The organism is Streptococcus sp. FSL E2-3494, assembly GCF_038007085.1.
Lineage (GTDB): Bacteria > Bacillota > Bacilli > Lactobacillales > Streptococcaceae > Streptococcus > Streptococcus thermophilus.
In genome coordinates this window covers 1,270,450-1,290,543 of record NZ_JBBOWN010000001.1, presented here as the reverse complement: position 1 = coordinate 1,290,543, position 20,094 = coordinate 1,270,450, and the positions used below count along the sequence as shown (strand labels likewise).

The following is a 20,094-nucleotide window of genomic DNA, read 5'->3' as shown; positions in this document are numbered from 1 at the left end:
TGTAAATCTCTTACTTATATTTACAATTTTGTCACTTTTTTTGTAAAATAGGGAAAAGGAGGGGAATTGGATGTTACCAGCGTATATTCGCATACATGATAAGATTAAGGAAGATGTTGATGATGGTACTTGGAAAATTGGGCAACGTCTTCCTAGCGAGCGAGATCTTTGCGAGACTTTTGATGTGAGTCGGATGACTGTGCGCCAGGCGATAACACTTTTAGTGGATGAGGGGATTTTAGAACGCAAACCAGGCAGTGGAACCTTTGTTGCTAGTAGTCGAGTTAAGGAAAAGATGCGTGGAACTACGAGTTTTACTGAGATTGTCAAATCCCAAGGGAGGAAGCCATCTAGTGAGCTTATTTCGTATCAACGTCTACATCCAAATGAGTTTGAAATCAAGAATTTAGGTGTCTTGCCACAGTCCCATGTCATTCGTATGGAACGTGTTCGTTTTGCTGGTGACATTCCGGTTGCCTATGAAATTGCCAGTATCCCTGAGAAAATTATCCGAGGTTTTAAGGAATCAGAAATTACCGAACATTTCTTCAAGACATTAACTGATAATGGCTATGAAATAGGAAAAAGTCAGCAGACAATATCAGCAAGTTTGGCCAATAGTAGTCTAGCCAAGCACCTCAAGGTTAAGACTGGTGATGCTCTTTTGAGTCTGACACAAATTTCCTTTCTCCAAGACGGGCAGGCTTTCGAATATGTACGAAGTTACTATGTTGGCGACCGTTTTGAATTTTATTTGGAGAACAATTAGAAGTCACTGCTTTTTTCTGCACAAGTATGGTGCTAACACCATGATTTTATGGTAAAATGTAGCTTATGGAAATTGAAAAAACCAATCGCATGAATGCCCTCTTTGAGTTCTATGCAGCTTTGTTAACAGATAAGCAGATGAACTATATTGAGCTATATTATGCGGATGATTATAGTTTGGCAGAAATTGCCGAGGAATTTGGTGTGAGTCGTCAGGCCGTATATGATAACATCAAGCGCACTGAGAAGATTTTAGAAGATTACGAGATGAAATTACATATGTATTCAGACTACATCGTCCGTAGCCAAATTTTTGATGATATCATGGAAAAATACGCAGACGATAGCTATCTCCAGGAACAAATTGCAATCCTGAGCAGCATTGATAATAGAGATTAGATTCAAGCAGAAAGTAAGAGAGGAAATGGCATATGGCTTTTGAAAGCTTAACGGAACGCTTGCAAGGCGTTTTCAAAAATTTAAGACGTAAAGGAAAACTTTCAGAGAAAGAAGTTCAAGAAGTCACTAAAGAGATTCGTTTGGCACTTCTTGAAGCAGACGTAGCTCTACCAGTTGTTAAGACATTTATCAAACGTGTTCGTGAACGTGCTGTAGGTCACGAAATCATTGATACTCTTGATGCTTCACAACAAATCATTAAGATTGTTAATGAAGAATTGACAGAAATTCTTGGATCTGAAACATCTGAGATTGAGAAATCTCCAAAGATTCCAACTATCATTATGATGGTTGGTCTTCAAGGGGCTGGTAAAACAACCTTTGCAGGTAAATTGGCTAATAAACTGATTAAAGAACAAGAAGCTCGTCCAATGATGATTGCTGCAGATATCTATCGTCCAGCAGCCATTGATCAGTTGAAAACTTTGGGACAACAAATCAATGTTCCTGTTTTTGATATGGGAACAGAGACACCAGCAGTTGAGATCGTCAGAAATGGTTTGGAACAAGCGCGTGCTAATAAAAATGACTATGTCTTGATTGATACGGCTGGTCGTTTGCAGATTGACGAAACCCTCATGAAAGAGTTGCGTGATATCAAAGATTTTGCTCATCCAAACGAGATTCTCTTGGTTGTAGATAGCATGATTGGTCAGGAAGCTGCTAACGTTGCCAAGGAGTTTAATGAACAACTAGATATCACAGGTGTCGTTCTTACTAAAATTGATGGTGATACACGTGGTGGTGCGGCTCTTTCAATTCGTGAGATCACTGGTAAGCCGATTAAATTTACAGGTACTGGTGAGAAAATTACGGATATCGAGACTTTCCACCCAGACCGTATGTCAAGCCGTATCTTAGGTATGGGTGACCTTCTTACCCTTATTGAAAAAGCTTCTCAGGAGTATGATGAGAAAAAATCTCTTGAGTTAGCTGAGAAGATGCGTGAAAACACCTTTGATTTCAATGATTTTATCGACCAATTAGACCAAGTGCAAAATATGGGTCCTATGGAGGATTTACTAAAGATGTTGCCAGGTATGGCTAACAATCCAGCCTTGGCTAATGTTAAAGTAGACGAAAAGCAGATTGCTCGCAAGCGTGCCATTGTATTATCAATGACACCAGAAGAACGTGAAAATCCAGATCTCTTGACTCCAAGTCGTCGTCGCCGTATTGCCAATGGTTCAGGGAATACCTTCATCGAAGTAAACAAGTTTATTAAAGACTTCAATCAAGCAAAACAAATGATGCAAGGCGTTATGTCTGGCGATATGGAGCAAATGATGCGTCAAATGGGTCTTAACCCAAATAATCTGTCCAAAAACATGCCAAATATGCCTGATATGGGGAATATGGACATGTCTGCTCTTGAAGGCATGATGGGTGGCACTGGTATGCCAGATCTTGGAAATATGGATCTAAGCCAAATGCTTGGTGGTGGTCTTAAAGGTAAGGTCGGTTCATTTGCCATGAAACATATGATGAAGCGTCAAGCTAACAAGATGAAGAAAGCTAAGAAAAAACGTAAATAAGAAAGGACTAGAGCTTATGGCTCTAGTTTTTTTATGGCATATTGACATATAGGTATATACAATGTAATATACTATTGTATATACAGAAAAAGGAGAAGATTATGAAGCCGAAAAAAAGAATTCAAGAAATAACCTTTGCAGCTTTGTTAACTGCGATTGCTATCCTTATCCCAAGTATTATGCCAATTAAACTAATCATTCCACCGGCTTCTTATACCTTAGGGAGTCACGTTCCATTATTTCTAGCTATGTTTATATCTCCCTGGGTGGCAGCTTTTGTTATCTTAGCGTCTAGTTTAGGCTTCTTTATGGCCGGCTATCCGATTGTTATTGTTTTTAGGGCATTCTCGCATATCATCTTTGGTTGTTTAGGAGCGCTTTATTTGAAAAGGTTTCCTCAAACAATAGAAAACCATAAATCATCTTTAATTTTTAACTTTGTTTTAGGGGTTATTCATGCTCTAGGTGAAGTTATTGCTTGTGTGATTTTTTATTCAGTAACGGGGGAGGACTTCCAAAAACTATTTTATATCTTGTTTGTTTTAGTTGGATTTGGTACTATTGTCCATAGTATGATAGACTACGTTATAGCATTAACGATTTTCAAAAGTATTCGAAAAATTCGATAGTTGTAAGAGGAGTTGTTTAGTCTATGACTTTAAATCGCAAGCAAGAATTATTGACCCTATTAAAACAGTCTAAAGAAGCGATTAATGGGCAGAGTTTGGCAGAACATTTTGGTGTTACTCGTCAAATCATTGTCCAAGATATTGCACTTCTGCGAGCAGATGGTTATCAAATTATCTCAACTAACAGGGGTTATATTTATAAGACTAGTGATGATAATTCTTATGCACATCGACTGTTTAAAGTGAATCATACGGTGAATAATATGGAAGAAGAGCTTCTAGCCATTGTCGATAATGGGGGACGTATTCAAAATATCATGATTGATCATCCAGCCTATGGTGAAATTCAAGCCTTGTTGAAGTTGACTTGTCGTCGAGATGTTAGACATTTTTTAGAACAAGCAGCGTCAAGTGACTTTCGACCACTATCTGAATTAACCAACGGTGTTCACTATCATCTTGTTGAAGCTGATAGTCAACAAGATTTAGATTATATTGAAGAGGCACTCGATAATCTTGGATTTTTAGTCAAAGATTAATACAAAAGAGAAATATAAAAGTAGTTGATTTCACTTGAAGTCAACTGCTTTTTTTGATACACTTATGTTAGTTTATTAACTTACGGAGGTAGCTATGTTTTCAGGACAAAGACTTAAAGAGATTCGAGAAGCACAAGGAATGAGTCAAGCATCAGTAGCTAAGCATCTAGGGATTTCGCGCTCCTCTTATTTTAACTGGGAAAATGGTAAGACGAAACCAAATCAAAAGAATCTATCGGTACTGGCTGAACTATTTGGTGTAGCCGAGACCTATTTTCTGTCTGAACACGAGATTGTTGAAGTGTACTTGGAATTAACTGAGGAAAATCGTCAAGAAGCTTTGCGATTCACTAAAGCTCTTCTGGAGGAACAAGAAGCAGAAAAGAAGAAAGCACCCGTTATCCCACTTTACTCTTATAAAGTTTTCGAGCGTTTATCAGCCGGAACAGGTTATACTTATTTTGGTGATGGCAATTATGATGAAGTTTTCTACGATGAAGAAATAGATCATGATTTTGCATCATGGGTATTTGGAGACTCTATGGAACCTACCTACCTAAATGGTGAAGTCGTGCTGATCAAACAAACAGGTTTTGATTATGATGGCGATGTCTATGCTGTAGACTGGGATGGTCAAACCTATATCAAAAAGGTTTATCGTGAGGAGGATGGTCTTCGTTTGGTTTCTCTTAATAAACGGTATGGTGACAAATTTGCTCCTTATGATGAAGACCCTCGAATCATCGGTAAAATTGTTGGTAACTTCATGCCTATTGAGGCTTAGCCAAGTGATAACAATTGGGCATCCCAAACTAAATCTGTTATAATATAACTAAAGCAAAGCCAATGATTTGGCTTTTTTTAAAGATTTTAAATGATATTTTGCTAAGAATACAAAAGGAGAAGCATACATGGCTACTATTCAATGGTTTCCAGGTCACATGTCTAAGGCCCGTCGACAGGTTCAGGAAAATCTTAAGCATGTTGATTTTGTAACGATTTTGGTGGATGCACGTTTGCCACTTTCAAGTCAGAATCCTATGTTGACCAAAATTGTTGGCGATAAACCAAAGATTTTAATTCTCAATAAAGCTGATCTTGCTGACGATAATCGTACGAAAGAATGGCGTACCTATTTTGAGAGTCAAGGGATTAAAACCCTGGCCATTAATTCCAAGGAACAATCTACAGTTAAATTGGTAACAGATGCTGCTCAGAGTCTTATGACTGAAAAGATTCAACGACTACGTGAACGTGGTATTCAGAAAGAGACCTTGAGAACCATGATTATTGGGATTCCAAATGCAGGAAAATCTACCTTGATGAACCGCCTAGCTGGTAAAAAGATTGCTGTTGTGGGAAATAAGCCTGGCGTTACAAAAGGTCAACAGTGGTTGAAGTCTAATAAGGACTTAGAAATTCTTGATACTCCAGGGATTTTATGGCCTAAGTTTGAAGATGAATTGGTTGGATTGAAACTCGCTTTAACTGGTGCCATCAAGGACCAGTTATTACCAATGGATGAAGTCACGATTTTTGGTCTCAACTACTTTAAAACTTACTACCCAGAACGACTAGAGGAACACTTTAAAGGGATTGACCTTGAAGAAGAAGCACCAGAAATCATCATGGAAATGACTCGAAAACTTGGCTTTCGTGAAGATTATGACCGTTTTTACAATCTTTTTGTCAAAGATGTTCGTGATGGAAAACTAGGCCGTTATACTCTTGATATTGTTGGGGTCGATACTGATGGCGACAATTAAAGAAGTCAAGGAACAATTGGCTATTTTGAGGGATCTTGACGACCCTAGATGGGCAAGTTTTGAGGAAGATAGTCGGACTGGTGTACAAGCTGCCATTAGGCAACGCCGTAAGGCTATCCTCGCTGAACTTGCTGAGGAAGAACGTTTAGAAACGCTTCTTAATTATGAGAAATCACTCTATGCTCGAGGAATAGAACTCATCGCAGGTGTCGATGAAGTTGGACGTGGTCCTTTAGCTGGGCCAGTTGTAGCGGCTGCGGTCATTTTACCAAAGCTTTGCAAAATAAAAGGTCTAAATGACAGTAAAAAGATTCCAAAATCTAAACATGAAGCTATCTATAATCAGGTAATGAAGGAGGCAGTAGCTGTCGGTATTGGTATTAAGGATAATTATGTGATTGATGATGTCAATATTTATGAAGCTACCAAGTTAGCCATGATAGAAGCTATTGAAAAACTCAATCCCCAACCTGAACATTTGCTAATTGATGCCATGAATTTGGACTTACTTATAGAACAAACCTCAATCATAAAAGGGGATGCTAATTCTCTATCTATTGCAGCAGCTTCTATAGTAGCAAAAGTAACTCGGGATAAGATGATGGCTGATTATGAGCAGGAGTTTCCTGGATACGCCTTTGCCAAAAATGCAGGCTATGGCACCAAAGAGCATTTGTCTGGAATAGATAAGTTTGGTGTTACGCCAATTCATAGAAGAAGCTTTGAACCAATAAAGTCAATAATAAAAAAGTAGGTGAAGTGGAGTGATTTTAGCCATTGATATCGGAGGAACCTTTATTAAATTTGGATTAGTTGATGATGATTTTAGAATTAGCAGTCAATCTAAAGAGTCAACTCCAACGACAATTGACGACTTTTGGCGGATTCTAGAAAGCATAGTCTCATCATTTAAAAATGATATCTCTGGTATTGCCATTGCATGTCCAGGCAAAATTAATAGTAAACATGGCTTTGTTTTCAAGGGTGGCCTTATCCCTTATTTAACATCTATTCCTCTTGGGACACGCTTGTCCAAAATATTTCAACTGCCTGTAAAAGTTATTAATGATGCAGATGCGGCAGCTTTGGCTGAAGCAAGATATGGTAGTTTACAAGATTTAGATTGTGGTGCTGCCTTGGTTTTGGGTACTGGTGTTGGCTTAGGACTTGTCTCACAGGGAGCCTTGTTAACACCTCTGTCGGTTACCCAATATTTGCGTGCTCCAAGTCCCCAAAGCTTGGGTCAAACCGTTCTCCCTTTCCAGTTGGGGCTATTTAAGCAAGCTCTATTTAGTCTTGTCGCTAATAAAGGTTCTGCGGTAGGTTTCGTTCATGAAGCTAGTCAAATACTTGGTTTAGAACAGGACGATGGTTTAGCTGTTTTCTCCGCTTTAGATGATAATCACTCTGGACAACTAAAACGTCTATTTAAGGACTATTGTCATGAAATTGCTGTTCTGATTCTTAATTTGCAGAGTTTCCTCAAGTTGGATAGAGTTGTTATTGGTGGAGGCATTAGCAGACAAAATTCTTTGATAGAAGGTCTTGTTAATGCTTATGAAGAGTCATTTAATGAAGATTCCGAATTAGGTTTTGATCCGATATCAATTCAATCTTGTCATTTCCATAACGATAGTAACCTCTTAGGAGCAGCATCATATTTTACTTCTGAAAATGCCTTATAGTCAAAAAAAGTTCCATAAAGGGACTTTTTTGGTTTTTTCTTGCGAATAATGAAATGGAGGTAGTTAGATGAATAACTTTGAACTTTTTAAACTAAAAGCTGCTGGATTGACGAATTTAAACATCCTTAACATTTTAGACTATCAAAAAAATCAAGATAAAAAATTGAGCTTACGTGATATGGCAGTGGTATCTAAGTCTAAAAATGCCGTTCTCTTTATGGAAAAATACAAGAATTTGGATGTTAAGCAGCTTAAGGAAGATTTTCAACGTTTTCCGACCTTATCAATTTTTGATAAGGAGTATCCCATTGAGCTGAAACATTCCTATAATCCTCCTGTTCTCCTCTTTTATCAAGGGAATATTGATTTGCTAAGTAAACCCAAGTTAGCAGTAGTTGGTGCCAGAAAGTGTTCTGAAACAGGCAAACAGTCTGTTCGAAAAATTGTTCATGAACTTGGGAATGCCTTTACTATTGTAAGTGGCTTGGCGCGTGGAATTGATACTTGTGCTCATATGGAGGCCTTAAAAAATAAAGGTAACACCATTGCAGTTATCGGGACTGGGCTAGACGTATATTATCCTAAAGAAAACAAAGCTTTACAGGACTATATGGCTAAAAATCATTTAGTTCTTACAGAATACGGACCGGGTGAACAGCCACTTAAATACCATTTTCCTGAACGAAATCGGATAATTTCTGGATTGTGTCAAGGAGTTATGGTGGTTGAAGCTAAGATTCGCTCGGGAAGTCTTATTACTTGTGAGCGTGCAATGGAAGAAGGGAGAGATGTTTTCGCCATACCAGGAAATATTTTAGATGGAAAATCGGATGGATGCCATTACCTCATTCAAGAGGGCGCAAAGTGCATTACTACAGGATTTGACATCATTTCAGAGTTTTCATGAAAATCAAACTTCTCCTATAGAGAAAAAGTTTCTTATTGACAGTTAAAGAAAAGGACGGTATCATGTTAGTTGCTTGGTCCAAGATGTTTCATTTTTTAATGTCTTGTGACTATATTTTAGACAGATTAGTGGCACAGCCAGTTTATAACATTATAAGGAAATAGTCTATGGCGACAGCAACGACAACAAAAACGAAAACTAAAACAACAAAGAAAACAACGGCTAAAAAGGCGACTAAAAAGAGAGCGACACCGAAGAAAAATTTGGTTATCGTGGAGTCTCCAGCCAAAGCGAAAACCATTGAGAAGTACCTTGGGCGCAACTATAAAGTTGTTGCTTCAGTAGGGCATATCCGTGATTTGAAAAAATCAAGTATGTCTATTGATTTTGAAAACAACTACGAACCACAGTATATCAATATTCGTGGTAAAGGACCCCTTATCAAAGAATTAAAGAAAGAAGCTAAGAAAGCCAAGAAAGTCTTTCTCGCAAGTGACCCGGACCGTGAAGGGGAAGCTATTTCATGGCATTTGTCACATATACTTGGATTAGATCCAGAAGATAAGAATCGTGTAGTTTTTAACGAAATCACTAAAGACGCGGTGAAGAATGCCTTTGCAGAGCCACGCGCCATTGACATGGACTTAGTAGATGCTCAGCAAGCTCGTCGTGTTTTGGACCGAATTGTGGGTTACTCTATTTCACCTCTTCTATGGAAGAAGGTTAAGAAAGGTCTTTCTGCAGGTCGAGTGCAATCGGTAGCTCTTAAGCTTATTATTGACCGTGAGAATGAAATCAAGGCTTTTAAACCAGAAGAATATTGGACAATTGATGGTGCCTTTAAGAAGGGTGCTAAGAAGTTTCAGGCTAGCTTCTATGGTCTTGATGGTAAAAAGCTCAAGCTCAACAATAATGACGATGTTAAAGACGTTCTCTCTCGTATCATAAGTGACGACTTTAACGTTGATAAGGTAGAGAAAAAAGAACGCCGTCGTAATGCGCCATTGCCATATACAACATCATCACTACAACAGGATGCTGCTAATAAAATCAACTTCCGTACACGTAAGACTATGATGGTTGCACAACAGTTATACGAAGGGATTAATCTTGGTTCAGGCGCTCAAGGTTTGATTACCTATATGCGTACGGACTCAACACGTATCAGTCCAGTGGCTCAAAATCAAGCGGCTGAATTTATTACAGAACGCTTTGGCTCTAAGTATTCTAAACATGGAAGCAAGGTGAAAAATAGTTCAGCGGCGCAAGATGCTCACGAGGCTATCCGTCCTTCAAATGTTTTCCAAACACCAGAAAGTATTGCTAAGTATTTGGATAAGGATCAGCTTAAGCTCTATACCCTTATTTGGAATCGTTTTGTGGCTAGTCAGATGGCGGCTGCAGTATTTGATACGATGAAGGTGACCTTGTCTCAAAATGGTGTCATTTTCACTGCAAATGGTAGTCAAATCAAGTTTGACGGTTATATGGCCGTTTACAACGACTCTGATAAGAATAAAATGCTTCCTGAAATGGCTGAAGGTGATACGATTAAGAAGGTTGTGACAACGCCTGAACAACACTTTACGCAACCACCGGCACGCTACTCTGAAGCGACATTGATTAAGACTTTGGAAGAAAATGGCGTTGGTCGTCCGTCAACTTATGCACCAACGCTTGATGTTATTCAACGTCGCTACTATGTCAAATTGGTGGCTAAACGTTTTGAACCAACTGAACTCGGTGAAATCGTTAATAGCTTAATTGTAGAATTCTTTCCAGATATCGTGGATGTTAAATTCACTGCCGAGATGGAAGCCAAACTCGATAAAGTTGAAATCGGTAAGGAACAATGGCAGAAGGTTATTGATGAATTCTTCAAACCTTTCCAAAAAGAATTGGAAAAAGCTGAAGAAGGTATTGAAAAAATCCAAATCAAGGATGAACCTGCTGGTTTTGATTGTGACCTCTGCGGCCATCCAATGGTTATCAAGCTAGGTCGTTACGGTAAGTTTTATGCATGTAGTAACTTCCCAGACTGTCACAATACTAAGGCTATTACTAAAGAAATTGGTGTGACTTGTCCAACCTGTGGGCAAGGTCAGGTTATCGAGCGTAAGACAAAACGCAATCGTGTCTTTTATGGTTGTGATCGCTATCCAGACTGTGAATTTACCTCGTGGGATATCCCTATTGGACGTAACTGTCCTAAATCAGGCGATTACCTCGTGGAGAAGAAAGTACGTGGTGGTGGCAAGCAAGTTATCTGTAGTAAGGAAGAGTGTGACTACAAAGAATCTGTTATAAAATAAAGAAGAAAGCTATCCCAAGTTTTGACTTGGGATAGCTTTCTGTATTTTGTCAAAAAAACTGATACTTTCCTTAAATTTGTTTTTTATACTAAGAATGAAAAGAAAGGAGAGTTATTATGAAACGTTTAAGTTTATCAGGTTTCCAACTCAAATATATAGCCCTAATTACTATGGTATTCGACCACATTCATTATTTTTTTGATTATACAGGGAAAATCCCTATTTGGTTTGCTATGATTGGTAGATTAGCGGCCCCATTGTTCCTTTTTTGTGTGATTGAGGGTTTTATTCATACCCATAACCGGAAGAAATACTTCCTAAAGATTTATTCTTTAGCAATTGTGATGGGACTGATTCAATTTGGATTCTATAATTTTCTACATCCTCTAGTTAGACCAGATGGTTTCTTTCCACAAAATATGATGCTGTCGTCATTCGCAATTTTGCTCGTTGCTCTTCAAGGGATTGCATGGATTCAAGAAAAGAAATACCTTAAAGGGATACCAACTTTACTTTTTCCATTGTTGCTTCCATGGTTAATGGTGCCTTTTTATCTGCTAAGTGTGAACAAACCTATGTTTGGTTTTCTACTAAATTTACTCAATTTCACAGTATTGCCAGTCCATACATTTATCAATGATGGAGGAACGTGGTTGCTTTTGACCGGTATCGCTATGTATCTTTGTCATAGGAATCTTAAGAAAGAAGTGCTTGCTTTTATGAGTGTTAGTCTCGTTTGGCTGCTAATGGCGATTGTTTTAAGTAGACCTTCTTTTCACGATTTAATATTCAAATACTTTGAATGGATGGAAATATTTTCAGCACCTTTAATGCTTTCTTATAACGGTCAAAGAGGGAAAGGGTCAAAATATTTGTTCTATGTTTTTTACCCAACCCATATTTATCTACTTTACGCCTTGTCAGTTATCTTCTATAGATGATATGATAAAGATAACTTTGAAGGAAAGGAAAGGCTATGGCTCGAATACTTGTTATTGATGATCAAAAAGATATTGTTCAATTGGTTGTAAAGGCTTTAGAGCTCCAAAACCATAATGTGACAGGGCTTACAAGTGTTTTGGATTTGGATAAGAACTCTTTACCTCGATTTGACCTGATTTTACTGGATATTATGATGCCTGATGTTGACGGTCTACAGTTTTGCCATGAGATTCGAAATCAGGTGGATTGCCCAATCCTCTTTATTACAGCTAAAACGCAAGAAGCAGACATTGTCCAAGGGTTGAGTTATGGTGCGGATGATTACATTTGCAAACCATTTGGGGTTAAAGAACTCCAAGCGCGTGTTGCAGCTCACTTGAGACGTGAACATCGTGAGCGTCACCATAAGCTTTCACTTGGGGAGTTTCAGTTTGACTTGTCTGCTCAAGAGCTTTATATTGAGAATCAGTTGTTAGATTTGACAAAGTCGGAATATGGTATTTGCCAGTTTTTAGCTGAAAATAAGGGCCAAGTCTTTTCAAAAGAACAAATCTACACGCATTTGTACGGCTATGAGGATAAAGGCAGTCCGGCAGCAGTGGCTGAACATATCAAGAATATCCGTGCAAAGCTTAAAGAAGTTGGGCAAAATCCTATTGAAACAGTTTGGGGGATTGGTTACAAGTGGCACTAATAAAAAAACGAGAACACTCTTTAAGAACAATCTTGTTATCTTATGTCGTCAGTCTTACAATTCTCTCTGTAATCAGCAGTCTTCTTATTTTGTATTTATTCAGCTTGTCTTATCGTTTTGGAGTTGTGATTCCAGCAAATCAAGTTGAGAGTGATTTGTCTGCTGTGAGAAGTGATATTGAAACTTCTAAGGTCTTTAATCCCGAGATTTTACCTGATGGCACGAGTTATGTCTTTTTAACTAGGGATTTTAAGCTTAAAAAGTCTAACATGCCTGTTAACTTGCAAGAAGAATCCTTACTAAATTACCAATTCAAGAATGCTCACGGTGAGAAATACGGCTATTTTCAGTCTTTTGAACGATCAGATGGCATAGTCATTGTCAATTATCAACTATCACCTCGGTACCGTAATGAGTGGATGAACCAGCATTTTCCCAATGCTGATCTTATGATGATTGGTTCAATGTTTGTATCTATCTTAATCATATTTATTATTTTAACTTTTTATTATGCAAATAAATTGAGTCAGCAACTTAAACCTATATTAAGGGTTACTGAAAAAATTTCCCAACAAGATTTGGATTTTCAAACTTCTCAGTCTACAATTAAGGAATTTAATCAGGTTTTAAGTGGTTTGGATCATATGCGTATAGCACTTCGTGAGTCTTTGATGGAAAATTGGAAGGCAGAGCAAGATAAACAAAATCAGATTTCTGCCCTGACACATGACTTAAAGACGCCCCTAACAGTTGCTCGTGGAAATGCGGAACTCTTAGCTATGACGTCCTTGGATGAAAATCAAACGGAGTTGTTAGAGCATTTTCAAAAAGGTATTGCACAGGTTGATGCTTATGTAAAAGAGTTGTCAGAACTCAACAAAATGAGTTTGAAGAAGACCCTGACGCTTGAAGAAGTTCCAGTTAAGGAATTTGTTGAAGACATTTACGATCAAACCTTGTCATTAGCTCAAACGAAACAAATCAATGTGGTATTTGACAAGGAGGAAATTGCGAAAGAAAGCATAGGCAATTGGGATAAGTCCTTGTTGAATCGAGCTATTATGAATATTGTTTCAAATGCCGTAGAGCATACACCCAGTGGCAGTCAGTTGCTCCTGACCGCTAGGGTAGAAGAAGATGAATTCAAGTTTATATGCCTTGATTCTGGTCCTGGATTTTCCCTTGAATCTCTTGAAAACGCTACTCAGCTATTTTATCAAGAGGATAAAAGCAGACAGAGTCGCAATCATAGTGGCCTTGGTCTGACTATTGCCAATGATATTATTCGTTTACACTATGGTAGTCTTTCTCTTGCAAATGACAATGGCACGGGTAGTGCTAAAGTGACTATCATTTTACCCCTTTTAAATACAGATGACTACTAGTCGCCAGATGAGGAGTTTTTTGCTATACTACTAAGAGTAAAAATGAAGAAAGATTTGTGGGAGCAGGATTTCATCTTGTTTCCGAAGAGGTATTAGTGTCATGTCTCAATCAAAAGCAGATTATATTAACGTGATTGGAGCTGGTTTGGCCGGATCCGAGGCGGCTTATCAGATTGCCAAACGTGGTATTCCAGTAAAACTTTATGAAATGCGTGGGGTCAAAGCAACACCACAGCATAAGACAACAAATTTTGCAGAATTGGTTTGCTCTAACTCTTTCCGTGGAGATAGCTTGACCAATGCTGTAGGGCTTCTAAAAGAAGAAATGCGTCGTTTGGACTCTATCATTATGCGTAATGGAGAAGCTCACCGTGTGCCAGCAGGTGGTGCCATGGCGGTGGACCGTGAAGGCTATGCAGAAGCAGTGACAGCTGAAATTGAAAGTCATCCCTTAATTGAAGTTATCCGTGAAGAAATCACAGAAATTCCTGATGATGCTATTACAGTTATTGCTTCAGGTCCCCTAACTTCTGATGCTTTAGCTGAAAAGATTCATGAGCTTAACGGTGGAGACGGGTTCTATTTCTATGATGCCGCTGCACCAATCGTTGATAAAGCAACTATCGACATGAACAAGGTTTACCTTAAGTCACGCTATGACAAGGGTGAAGCAGCTTATCTAAACTGTCCAATGACCAAGGAAGAGTTCATGGCCTTTCATGAGGCCTTGACTACAGCTGAAGAAGCTCCTTTGAATTCTTTTGAAAAAGAAAAGTATTTCGAAGGGTGTATGCCTATCGAGGTTATGGCTAAACGTGGTATTAAAACAATGCTCTACGGTCCTATGAAACCAGTTGGTTTGGAGTATCCTGAAGATTATATGGGTCCACGTGATGGTGACTTCAAGACACCTTATGCGGTTGTTCAGCTTCGTCAGGACAATGCGGCTGGTAGCCTCTACAATATCGTTGGTTTCCAAACCCACCTCAAATGGGGAGAGCAAAAACGTGTCTTCCAAATGATTCCAGGTCTTGAAAATGCAGAATTTGTTCGTTATGGGGTAATGCACCGTAACTCTTACATGGATTCGCCAAACTTGCTTAAACAGACCTTCCAATCAAAATCAAACCCTAATTTGTTCTTTGCTGGACAAATGACTGGTGTTGAAGGTTATGTTGAATCAGCTGCCTCAGGTTTGGTTGCTGGAATCAATGCAGCCCGTCTCTTTAAGGGTGAAGATGAAGTTATTTTCCCTCATACAACAGCAATCGGTAGCCTTCCATATTATGTGACACATGCTGAAAGCAAACATTTCCAACCAATGAATGTTAACTTTGGTATTATCAAAGAATTAAAAGGCCCACGTATTCGTGACAAGAAAGAGCGTTATGAAAAAATCGCAGAAAGAGCTCTTAAGGATTTGCAAACTTTTATAGATGCTTGATGCTAACATAAAAAGCCCTCACAAGAGTGAAGGCTTTTCGTTTTAGAGAGGAGCGAATAGAAATATCGATTAGCCAAAGAATTTCTTAGCGATGTCTTCGTAAGTTCCTTCAGCAGCAGAACGGCTTTCATAATTACCACGACAGTTGTGTGTCCAAACCGTTAAACCAAGTTCGTGAGTATAGTCAACAACCTCGTTATTGATAGCAACAAATTCATCGGCCAATTCTGCCAAATCACCATTGCCGTCTGAGTAGAAACTTGCAGGGTTTGATGGGTCAAAAAGTTCCCAGAGGCAGTCGTCAAATTGAACGATTTTACCACCAACAGCCTTGTATTCATCCAAGAATTCTTTATAGGCATTAATCAAACCTTTTTTGAGTTCTTCGTTTGTTTCATAGACTTGTCCAGGAACAGCCAATCGATCAAAGATAGCAAGTTCAGTGTAGGCATGAGCAGGTGTCCCCAGATAGTTTGTTTGGCATCTTCATCACCAGCTTCAGCCTTAACCAATTTGTAAATATCTAGGTAGTGGTGGTTTTTACCTGAGAGAGGCTCAGTGATACGAATACCGATATCTTTACGTGTTTCATATTGACCACCATCATGGTCTTTAAAAGTATAACCATGCTCAGCAATGTAGCGTTCAATACCTTTGAGTCCCCAGACAAAGTCCTAGTGCCACATAGAACGTCCAAACTCCCCATCGGTAAGGATGTCAATTCCGTTAGCTTTTTGGTCAGCCACAATTCGCTTAATAGATGCAGTTTCAATTTCTTGATAACCAGGAAGGGCATCATAGAAAGGATACTGGATGTCGTCACGATGCTCGATTTCGTCCTTGTATTTACGGAGATCCGCAGGACGAAGAAGAGAACCGACTAATTGGAATTTAGATTTTGTCATTAAATTTACCTCGAAATGTCTATTTGCATCTACATTATTTCTTATGGGAACTAATGAAAAATAGTTAATTTCTTGCTGTGGATATAATTTTAGACTATATAAGGTTTAGCTCTGCAAAATGATACTTCTTATGATAAAATGGAAAGAAAACGATGAAGGTTGGGAATATGCAAAAAACATTCTTTATTATTAAACCAGATGCTGTTAAACGCCATCTAATTGGTCAAGTGCTTGATCGAATTGAGCGACGTGGCTTCGTTATTGAGCGTATGGAGATGCTGATGCTTGACGAAGAACGTCTTAAAGAACATTATCCCCAATTGGCTGATAAACCTTTTTTCCCTAGTATTTCTGAATTCATGATGAGTGGTCCAGCAGTTATTGGTATTATGTCCGGCCCAGGTGTTATTAAGTCATGGCGTGATATGATGGGAGCAACTAATCCTGGGGATGCTGCTCCTGGAACGATTCGTGGAGACTTTGCAACAGCACCAGATGGTGACATGATTCCAAATATCGTTCATGGCTCTGATTCAGAAGAATCTGCGGCTCGAGAAATTAAGATTTGGTTTGGTGAGTAGGATGGATATAGCACAGATTCAATCAGAATTAGCTCAGGATGGACTATTAATTGATGTCAGGACTCCAGAAGAATACGCAGAAGGTCATGTTAAGGATGCCTTATTAATACCTCACACGCAGTTTTTCTCTGCTGACATTCTAGCTGAAAAAGACGCTTCCATTTACCTCTATTGTAAAATGGGACCTCGTGCAGAATTCGCTGCATCAGTTCTTAAAGAGCGAGGATATACTAAGGTGACTAATCTAGGTGGCTTGGACGATATGGAAGCACTAGGGTTTAAGTTTGAAAAATAATACACATAAGGTCACTAGTGGTGATCTTATTTGCTTTCAAAAAGCATGACAAATTATTAACAACGCTTTCATAAAGTGGTAAGATTCTAAATGAGTTAAGACAAAGCCTATGAAAATGACTTTGCCAGAACTTGACTAACTTAGCGTATTCCAATTGAGATAAGGCTTCTTACTAAGCTTGTGACTCCAATTGGTAGAGGGGGATTTCGTATGTCAAAAGTTGCTATTGTTACAGGTGCAGGTCAAGGTATTGGTTTTGCGATTGCAAAACGTTTGGTTGAAGATGGTTTTAGAGTCGGAGTATTGGACTACAACGCTGAAACTGCAGAAAAAGCTGTTGCTGAATTGTCAGCAGATAAAGCATTTGCAGTTGTAGCTGATGTATCTAAACAAGCTGAAGTAGCAGCTGCTTTCCAAAAAGTAGTTGATCACTTTGGCGACTTGAATGTTGTTGTTAATAATGCTGGTGTGGCACCAACAAAACCCCTTGACACTATTACTGAAGAACAGTTTCAACTTACATTTAACATTAATGTTGGTGGAGTTATCTGAGGTGCACAAGCTGCCCAAGCACAATTTAAATCACTTGGTCATGGTGGTAAAATTATCAATGCAACTTCACAAGCAGGTGTCGTAGGGAACTCTAACTTAACTGTATATGGTAGAACTAAATTCGTAGTTCGTGGTATTACTCAAACTTTGGCGCGTGACTTGGCTGATTCAGGTATAACTGTAAATGCTTATGCACCAGGTATCGTTAAGACTCCAATGATGTTTGACATTGCCCACGAAGTTGGTAAAAATGCTGGTAAAGATGATGAGTGGGGTATGCAAACTTTTGCTAAAGATATTACCCTCAAACGTTTGTCAGAACCTGAAGATGTTGCAGCAGCAGCTAGCTTCCTAGCTGGACCTGACTCAAACTACATTACAGGTCAAACAATCATCGTTGATGGTGGTATGCAATTCCATTAAGGTTAAAAGGGAGAGCGAATGGCTCTCTTTTTTGCTTGATAAAACATAATGTTTCTGATAATATAGTTATAAATAATTATGTTTTTAAAGGTGGATTCCCATGTCAGACATCTTACACTATATTGCTGAGCACCCGTTTTTTAGTCTTATTCTATTGGGAATTATTGTACTAGCCTTTGGTTTAGCTCCATTTTCAAGTAGTTCAATAGAGAACAAGCGTTCAGCTATTATTAATAAGCACTACAATGATAATTTTAAGAAATAAGAAGGATTAAATGCAGTCATAAAGCAGATATTAGAGATAGGCAAATGCCTATCTTTTTTGTATAATAGGAGGTGACGGTTCGTTTTTTAACAATCACAAGTAAGAACTAGGAAAGAATAAAATGCCAAATATTGAAGAATTAAAACAAAGACAGGAGAAGATTCGCAACTTCTCGATTATTGCTCATATTGACCATGGTAAATCAACGCTTGCTGACCGTATCTTGGAAAAGACTGAGACTGTATCAAGTCGTGAGATGCAGGCACAACTCCTTGATAGTATGGATCTTGAGCGCGAACGTGGTATCACTATCAAACTGAATGCCATTGAGCTTAACTACAAAGCTAAAGACGGCGAGACTTATATTTTCCACCTTATCGACACACCGGGACATGTGGACTTTACTTATGAGGTGTCACGTTCCCTTGCCGCCTGTGAGGGTGCTATCTTGGTGGTAGATGCAGCTCAAGGGATTGAAGCACAAACACTTGCCAATGTTTACTTGGCACTTGATAATGACTTGGAAATCTTACCAGTTATCAATAAAATCGACCTTCCAGCGGCAGATCCTGAGCGTGTACGTACAGAGATTGAAGATGTTATCGGATTAGATGCCTCGGAAGCTGTGCTTGCATCAGCTAAGGCTGGCATTGGTATCGAAGAGATTCTCGAACAAATTGTTGAGAAAGTTCCTGCGCCCCAAGGTGATGTGGAAGCACCTCTCCAAGCCCTTATCTTTGACTCTGTTTATGATGCGTATCGTGGCGTCATACTCCAAGTGCGTGTGGTTAACGGAATGGTTAAAACGGGCGATAAGATTCAAATGATGTCTAATGGCAAGACCTTTGACGTTACTGAGGTTGGTATTTTCACTCCTAAAGCTGTTGGCCGTGACTACCTTGCGACTGGAGATGTTGGTTATGTAGCAGCTTCAATTAAGACAGTTGCGGATACTCGTGTCGGTGATACAGTGACACTTGCGGATAATCCAGCCGCAGAACCACTTCATGGTTATAAGCAAATGAACCCAATGGTCTTTGCTGGTCTTTATCCAATTGAGTCAAATAAATATAACGACTTGCGTGAGGCTCTTGAAAAGCTCCAATTGAATGATGCCAGTCTTCAATTTGAGCCTGAAACGTCTCAAGCCCTTGGTTTTGGTTTCCGTTGTGGTTTCTTGGGCCTTCTTCACATGGATGTTATCCAAGAGCGTTTGGAACGTGAGTTTAACATCGATCTCATCATGACTGCACCATCAGTAGTTTACCATGTTAACACTACTGACGGTGAAATGCTTGAAGTGTCCAACCCATCTGAATTTCCAGATCCTACACGTATTGATGCCATTGAAGAGCCTTATGTCAAAGCTCAAATTATGGTTCCTCAAGAGTATGTTGGTGCTGTTATGGAGTTGGCGCAACGTAAACGTGGTGATTTTGAAACCATGGAATATATTGATGATAATCGTGTTAACGTTATCTATCAAATTCCACTTGCTGAAATCGTCTTTGACTTCTTTGATAAATTGAAGTCATCAACTCGTGGTTATGCAAGTTTTGACTATGAATTGTCAGAGTACCGTCGTTCACAATTGGTGAAAATGGATATTCTCCTTAATGGTGATAAGGTCGATGCCCTTAGCTTTATTGTCCATAGAGAATTTGCCTACGAACGTGGAAAACTTATCGTTGATAAACTTAAGAAAATTATTCCACGTCAACAATTTGAAGTTCCTATCCAAGCGGCTATTGGTCAAAAAATTGTTGCCCGTACAGATATCAAAGCTCTTCGTAAAAACGTCTTGGCTAAATGTTACGGTGGTGACGTTTCACGTAAACGTAAACTCCTCGAAAAACAAAAAGCTGGTAAGAAACGTATGAAAGCCATTGGTTCGGTGGAGGTACCACAAGAAGCCTTCTTGTCTGTGCTTTCAATGGACGAAGATGAGAAATAAGAATGATAGTCAGAATGTGATGTTCTGGCTATTTTAGTAAAAAGTTATGATAAA

19 protein-coding genes and 2 pseudogenes are annotated in these 20,094 nt (G+C 38.9%); 20 read left to right on the top strand and 1 reads right to left on the bottom strand.

Annotated elements, in window-relative coordinates; all coding sequences use genetic code 11:
* Positions 1 to 70 precede the first annotated feature (70 nt).
* The 15 genes from NST05_RS06675 to trmFO all read left to right on the top strand — a co-directional run bounded on the left by NST05_RS06675 (position 71) and on the right by trmFO (position 15,065).
* Complete coding sequence (locus tag NST05_RS06675; protein ID WP_340742949.1) at positions 71 to 769, top strand: GntR family transcriptional regulator; 699 nt, start codon at positions 71 to 73, stop codon at positions 767 to 769.
* 65 nt (positions 770 to 834) lie between these two features.
* Entirely contained in the window at positions 835 to 1,167 is a 333-nt protein-coding gene (locus tag NST05_RS06670; RefSeq protein WP_002950594.1) for a putative DNA-binding protein, read from the top strand.
* Between the two features lie 32 nt (positions 1,168 to 1,199).
* A complete protein-coding gene (gene ffh / locus NST05_RS06665; protein WP_084830599.1) occupies positions 1,200 to 2,762 on the top strand; it encodes a signal recognition particle protein in 1,563 nt (520 codons plus the stop codon).
* 101 nt (positions 2,763 to 2,863) lie between these two features.
* A complete protein-coding gene (locus NST05_RS06660) occupies positions 2,864 to 3,391 on the top strand; it encodes an ECF transporter S component (RefSeq protein ID WP_084828771.1) in 528 nt (175 codons plus the stop codon).
* A 23-nt stretch (positions 3,392 to 3,414) separates the two neighbouring features.
* On the top strand, positions 3,415 to 3,930 hold the full coding sequence (locus NST05_RS06655) for a transcription repressor NadR (protein ID WP_084828772.1): 516 nt from the start codon (positions 3,415 to 3,417) through the stop codon (positions 3,928 to 3,930).
* Between the two features lie 94 nt (positions 3,931 to 4,024).
* Positions 4,025 to 4,714, top strand: coding sequence for an XRE family transcriptional regulator (locus NST05_RS06650; protein ID WP_046206437.1), 690 nt, complete (start codon positions 4,025 to 4,027; stop codon positions 4,712 to 4,714).
* Positions 4,715 to 4,841: 127 nt separating this feature from the next.
* Positions 4,842 to 5,696: a ribosome biogenesis GTPase YlqF gene (gene ylqF, locus NST05_RS06645; protein WP_084828773.1), complete on the top strand. Its 855-nt coding sequence runs from the start codon at positions 4,842 to 4,844 to the stop codon at positions 5,694 to 5,696.
* Complete coding sequence (locus tag NST05_RS06640) at positions 5,683 to 6,450, top strand: ribonuclease HII (RefSeq protein ID WP_084828774.1); 768 nt, start codon at positions 5,683 to 5,685, stop codon at positions 6,448 to 6,450. Before ylqF ends, NST05_RS06640 begins: the two co-directional genes overlap by 14 nt.
* A gap of 10 nt (positions 6,451 to 6,460) precedes the next feature.
* The gene (locus tag NST05_RS06635; protein ID WP_084828775.1) at positions 6,461 to 7,381 is read left to right on the top strand and encodes an ROK family protein; all 921 of its coding nucleotides are present in this window, start codon (positions 6,461 to 6,463) and stop codon (positions 7,379 to 7,381) included.
* 67 nt (positions 7,382 to 7,448) lie between these two features.
* Positions 7,449 to 8,288, top strand: coding sequence for a DNA-processing protein DprA (gene dprA / locus NST05_RS06630; RefSeq protein ID WP_084828776.1), 840 nt, complete (start codon positions 7,449 to 7,451; stop codon positions 8,286 to 8,288).
* 167 nt (positions 8,289 to 8,455) lie between these two features.
* On the top strand, positions 8,456 to 10,600 hold the full coding sequence (topA, locus tag NST05_RS06625) for a type I DNA topoisomerase (protein ID WP_084828777.1): 2,145 nt from the start codon (positions 8,456 to 8,458) through the stop codon (positions 10,598 to 10,600).
* A 116-nt stretch (positions 10,601 to 10,716) separates the two neighbouring features.
* On the top strand, positions 10,717 to 11,541 hold the full coding sequence (locus NST05_RS06620; RefSeq protein ID WP_011681087.1) for a TraX family protein: 825 nt from the start codon (positions 10,717 to 10,719) through the stop codon (positions 11,539 to 11,541).
* Between the two features lie 35 nt (positions 11,542 to 11,576).
* Positions 11,577 to 12,236 carry a response regulator transcription factor gene (locus tag NST05_RS06615; protein WP_011227158.1) on the top strand — a complete coding sequence of 220 codons (660 nt, stop codon included), beginning with the start codon at positions 11,577 to 11,579 and terminating at the stop codon, positions 12,234 to 12,236.
* Positions 12,237 to 12,325: 89 nt separating this feature from the next.
* Positions 12,326 to 13,621 carry a sensor histidine kinase gene (locus NST05_RS06610; protein WP_084829215.1) on the top strand — a complete coding sequence of 432 codons (1,296 nt, stop codon included), beginning with the start codon at positions 12,326 to 12,328 and terminating at the stop codon, positions 13,619 to 13,621.
* Between the two features lie 100 nt (positions 13,622 to 13,721).
* Positions 13,722 to 15,065: a methylenetetrahydrofolate--tRNA-(uracil(54)-C(5))-methyltransferase (FADH(2)-oxidizing) TrmFO gene (gene trmFO / locus NST05_RS06605; protein WP_084828778.1), complete on the top strand. Its 1,344-nt coding sequence runs from the start codon at positions 13,722 to 13,724 to the stop codon at positions 15,063 to 15,065.
* Positions 15,066 to 15,143: 78 nt separating this feature from the next.
* Here the strand turns inward: trmFO and NST05_RS06600 are convergent.
* A pseudogene (locus NST05_RS06600) lies at positions 15,144 to 15,970 on the bottom strand (5-methyltetrahydropteroyltriglutamate--homocysteine methyltransferase); the annotation flags it as partial.
* 167 nt (positions 15,971 to 16,137) lie between these two features.
* Here NST05_RS06600 and ndk point away from each other — a divergent pair.
* The 5 genes and pseudogenes from ndk (at position 16,138) to lepA (ending at position 20,040) form a co-directional block, all read left to right on the top strand.
* Complete coding sequence (gene ndk, locus NST05_RS06595; protein WP_171815033.1) at positions 16,138 to 16,551, top strand: nucleoside-diphosphate kinase; 414 nt, start codon at positions 16,138 to 16,140, stop codon at positions 16,549 to 16,551.
* Position 16,552: 1 nt separating this feature from the next.
* Positions 16,553 to 16,846: a rhodanese-like domain-containing protein gene (locus NST05_RS06590; protein WP_084828780.1), complete on the top strand. Its 294-nt coding sequence runs from the start codon at positions 16,553 to 16,555 to the stop codon at positions 16,844 to 16,846.
* 210 nt (positions 16,847 to 17,056) lie between these two features.
* Positions 17,057 to 17,821 (top strand): annotated as a pseudogene (locus NST05_RS06585) ((S)-acetoin forming diacetyl reductase).
* Positions 17,822 to 17,921: 100 nt separating this feature from the next.
* Positions 17,922 to 18,086: a hypothetical protein gene (locus NST05_RS06580; RefSeq protein WP_165813976.1), complete on the top strand. Its 165-nt coding sequence runs from the start codon at positions 17,922 to 17,924 to the stop codon at positions 18,084 to 18,086.
* A 121-nt stretch (positions 18,087 to 18,207) separates the two neighbouring features.
* Complete coding sequence (gene lepA, locus NST05_RS06575; RefSeq protein ID WP_011227164.1) at positions 18,208 to 20,040, top strand: translation elongation factor 4; 1,833 nt, start codon at positions 18,208 to 18,210, stop codon at positions 20,038 to 20,040.
* The last annotated feature ends 54 nt before the right edge of the window (positions 20,041 to 20,094 follow it).

Excerpts from the sequence above, each read along its gene's own strand:
- NST05_RS06675 (WP_340742949.1), top strand. The coding sequence starts at position 71 with ATGTTACCAGCGTATATTCGCATACATGATAAGATTAAGGAAGATGTT.
- NST05_RS06670 (WP_002950594.1), top strand. The coding sequence starts at position 835 with ATGGAAATTGAAAAAACCAATCGCATGAATGCCCTCTTTGAGTTCTAT.
- ffh (WP_084830599.1), top strand. The coding sequence starts at position 1,200 with ATGGCTTTTGAAAGCTTAACGGAACGCTTGCAAGGCGTTTTCAAAAAT.
- NST05_RS06660 (WP_084828771.1), top strand. The coding sequence starts at position 2,864 with ATGAAGCCGAAAAAAAGAATTCAAGAAATAACCTTTGCAGCTTTGTTA.
- NST05_RS06655 (WP_084828772.1), top strand. The coding sequence starts at position 3,415 with ATGACTTTAAATCGCAAGCAAGAATTATTGACCCTATTAAAACAGTCT.
- NST05_RS06650 (WP_046206437.1), top strand. The coding sequence starts at position 4,025 with ATGTTTTCAGGACAAAGACTTAAAGAGATTCGAGAAGCACAAGGAATG.
- ylqF (WP_084828773.1), top strand. The coding sequence starts at position 4,842 with ATGGCTACTATTCAATGGTTTCCAGGTCACATGTCTAAGGCCCGTCGA.
- NST05_RS06640 (WP_084828774.1), top strand. The coding sequence starts at position 5,683 with ATGGCGACAATTAAAGAAGTCAAGGAACAATTGGCTATTTTGAGGGAT.
- dprA (WP_084828776.1), top strand. The coding sequence starts at position 7,449 with ATGAATAACTTTGAACTTTTTAAACTAAAAGCTGCTGGATTGACGAAT.
- topA (WP_084828777.1), top strand. The coding sequence starts at position 8,456 with ATGGCGACAGCAACGACAACAAAAACGAAAACTAAAACAACAAAGAAA.
- NST05_RS06620 (WP_011681087.1), top strand. The coding sequence starts at position 10,717 with ATGAAACGTTTAAGTTTATCAGGTTTCCAACTCAAATATATAGCCCTA.
- NST05_RS06615 (WP_011227158.1), top strand. The coding sequence starts at position 11,577 with ATGGCTCGAATACTTGTTATTGATGATCAAAAAGATATTGTTCAATTG.
- trmFO (WP_084828778.1), top strand. The coding sequence starts at position 13,722 with ATGTCTCAATCAAAAGCAGATTATATTAACGTGATTGGAGCTGGTTTG.
- ndk (WP_171815033.1), top strand. The coding sequence starts at position 16,138 with ATGCAAAAAACATTCTTTATTATTAAACCAGATGCTGTTAAACGCCAT.
- NST05_RS06590 (WP_084828780.1), top strand. The coding sequence starts at position 16,553 with ATGGATATAGCACAGATTCAATCAGAATTAGCTCAGGATGGACTATTA.
- NST05_RS06580 (WP_165813976.1), top strand. The coding sequence starts at position 17,922 with ATGTCAGACATCTTACACTATATTGCTGAGCACCCGTTTTTTAGTCTT.
- lepA (WP_011227164.1), top strand. The coding sequence starts at position 18,208 with ATGCCAAATATTGAAGAATTAAAACAAAGACAGGAGAAGATTCGCAAC.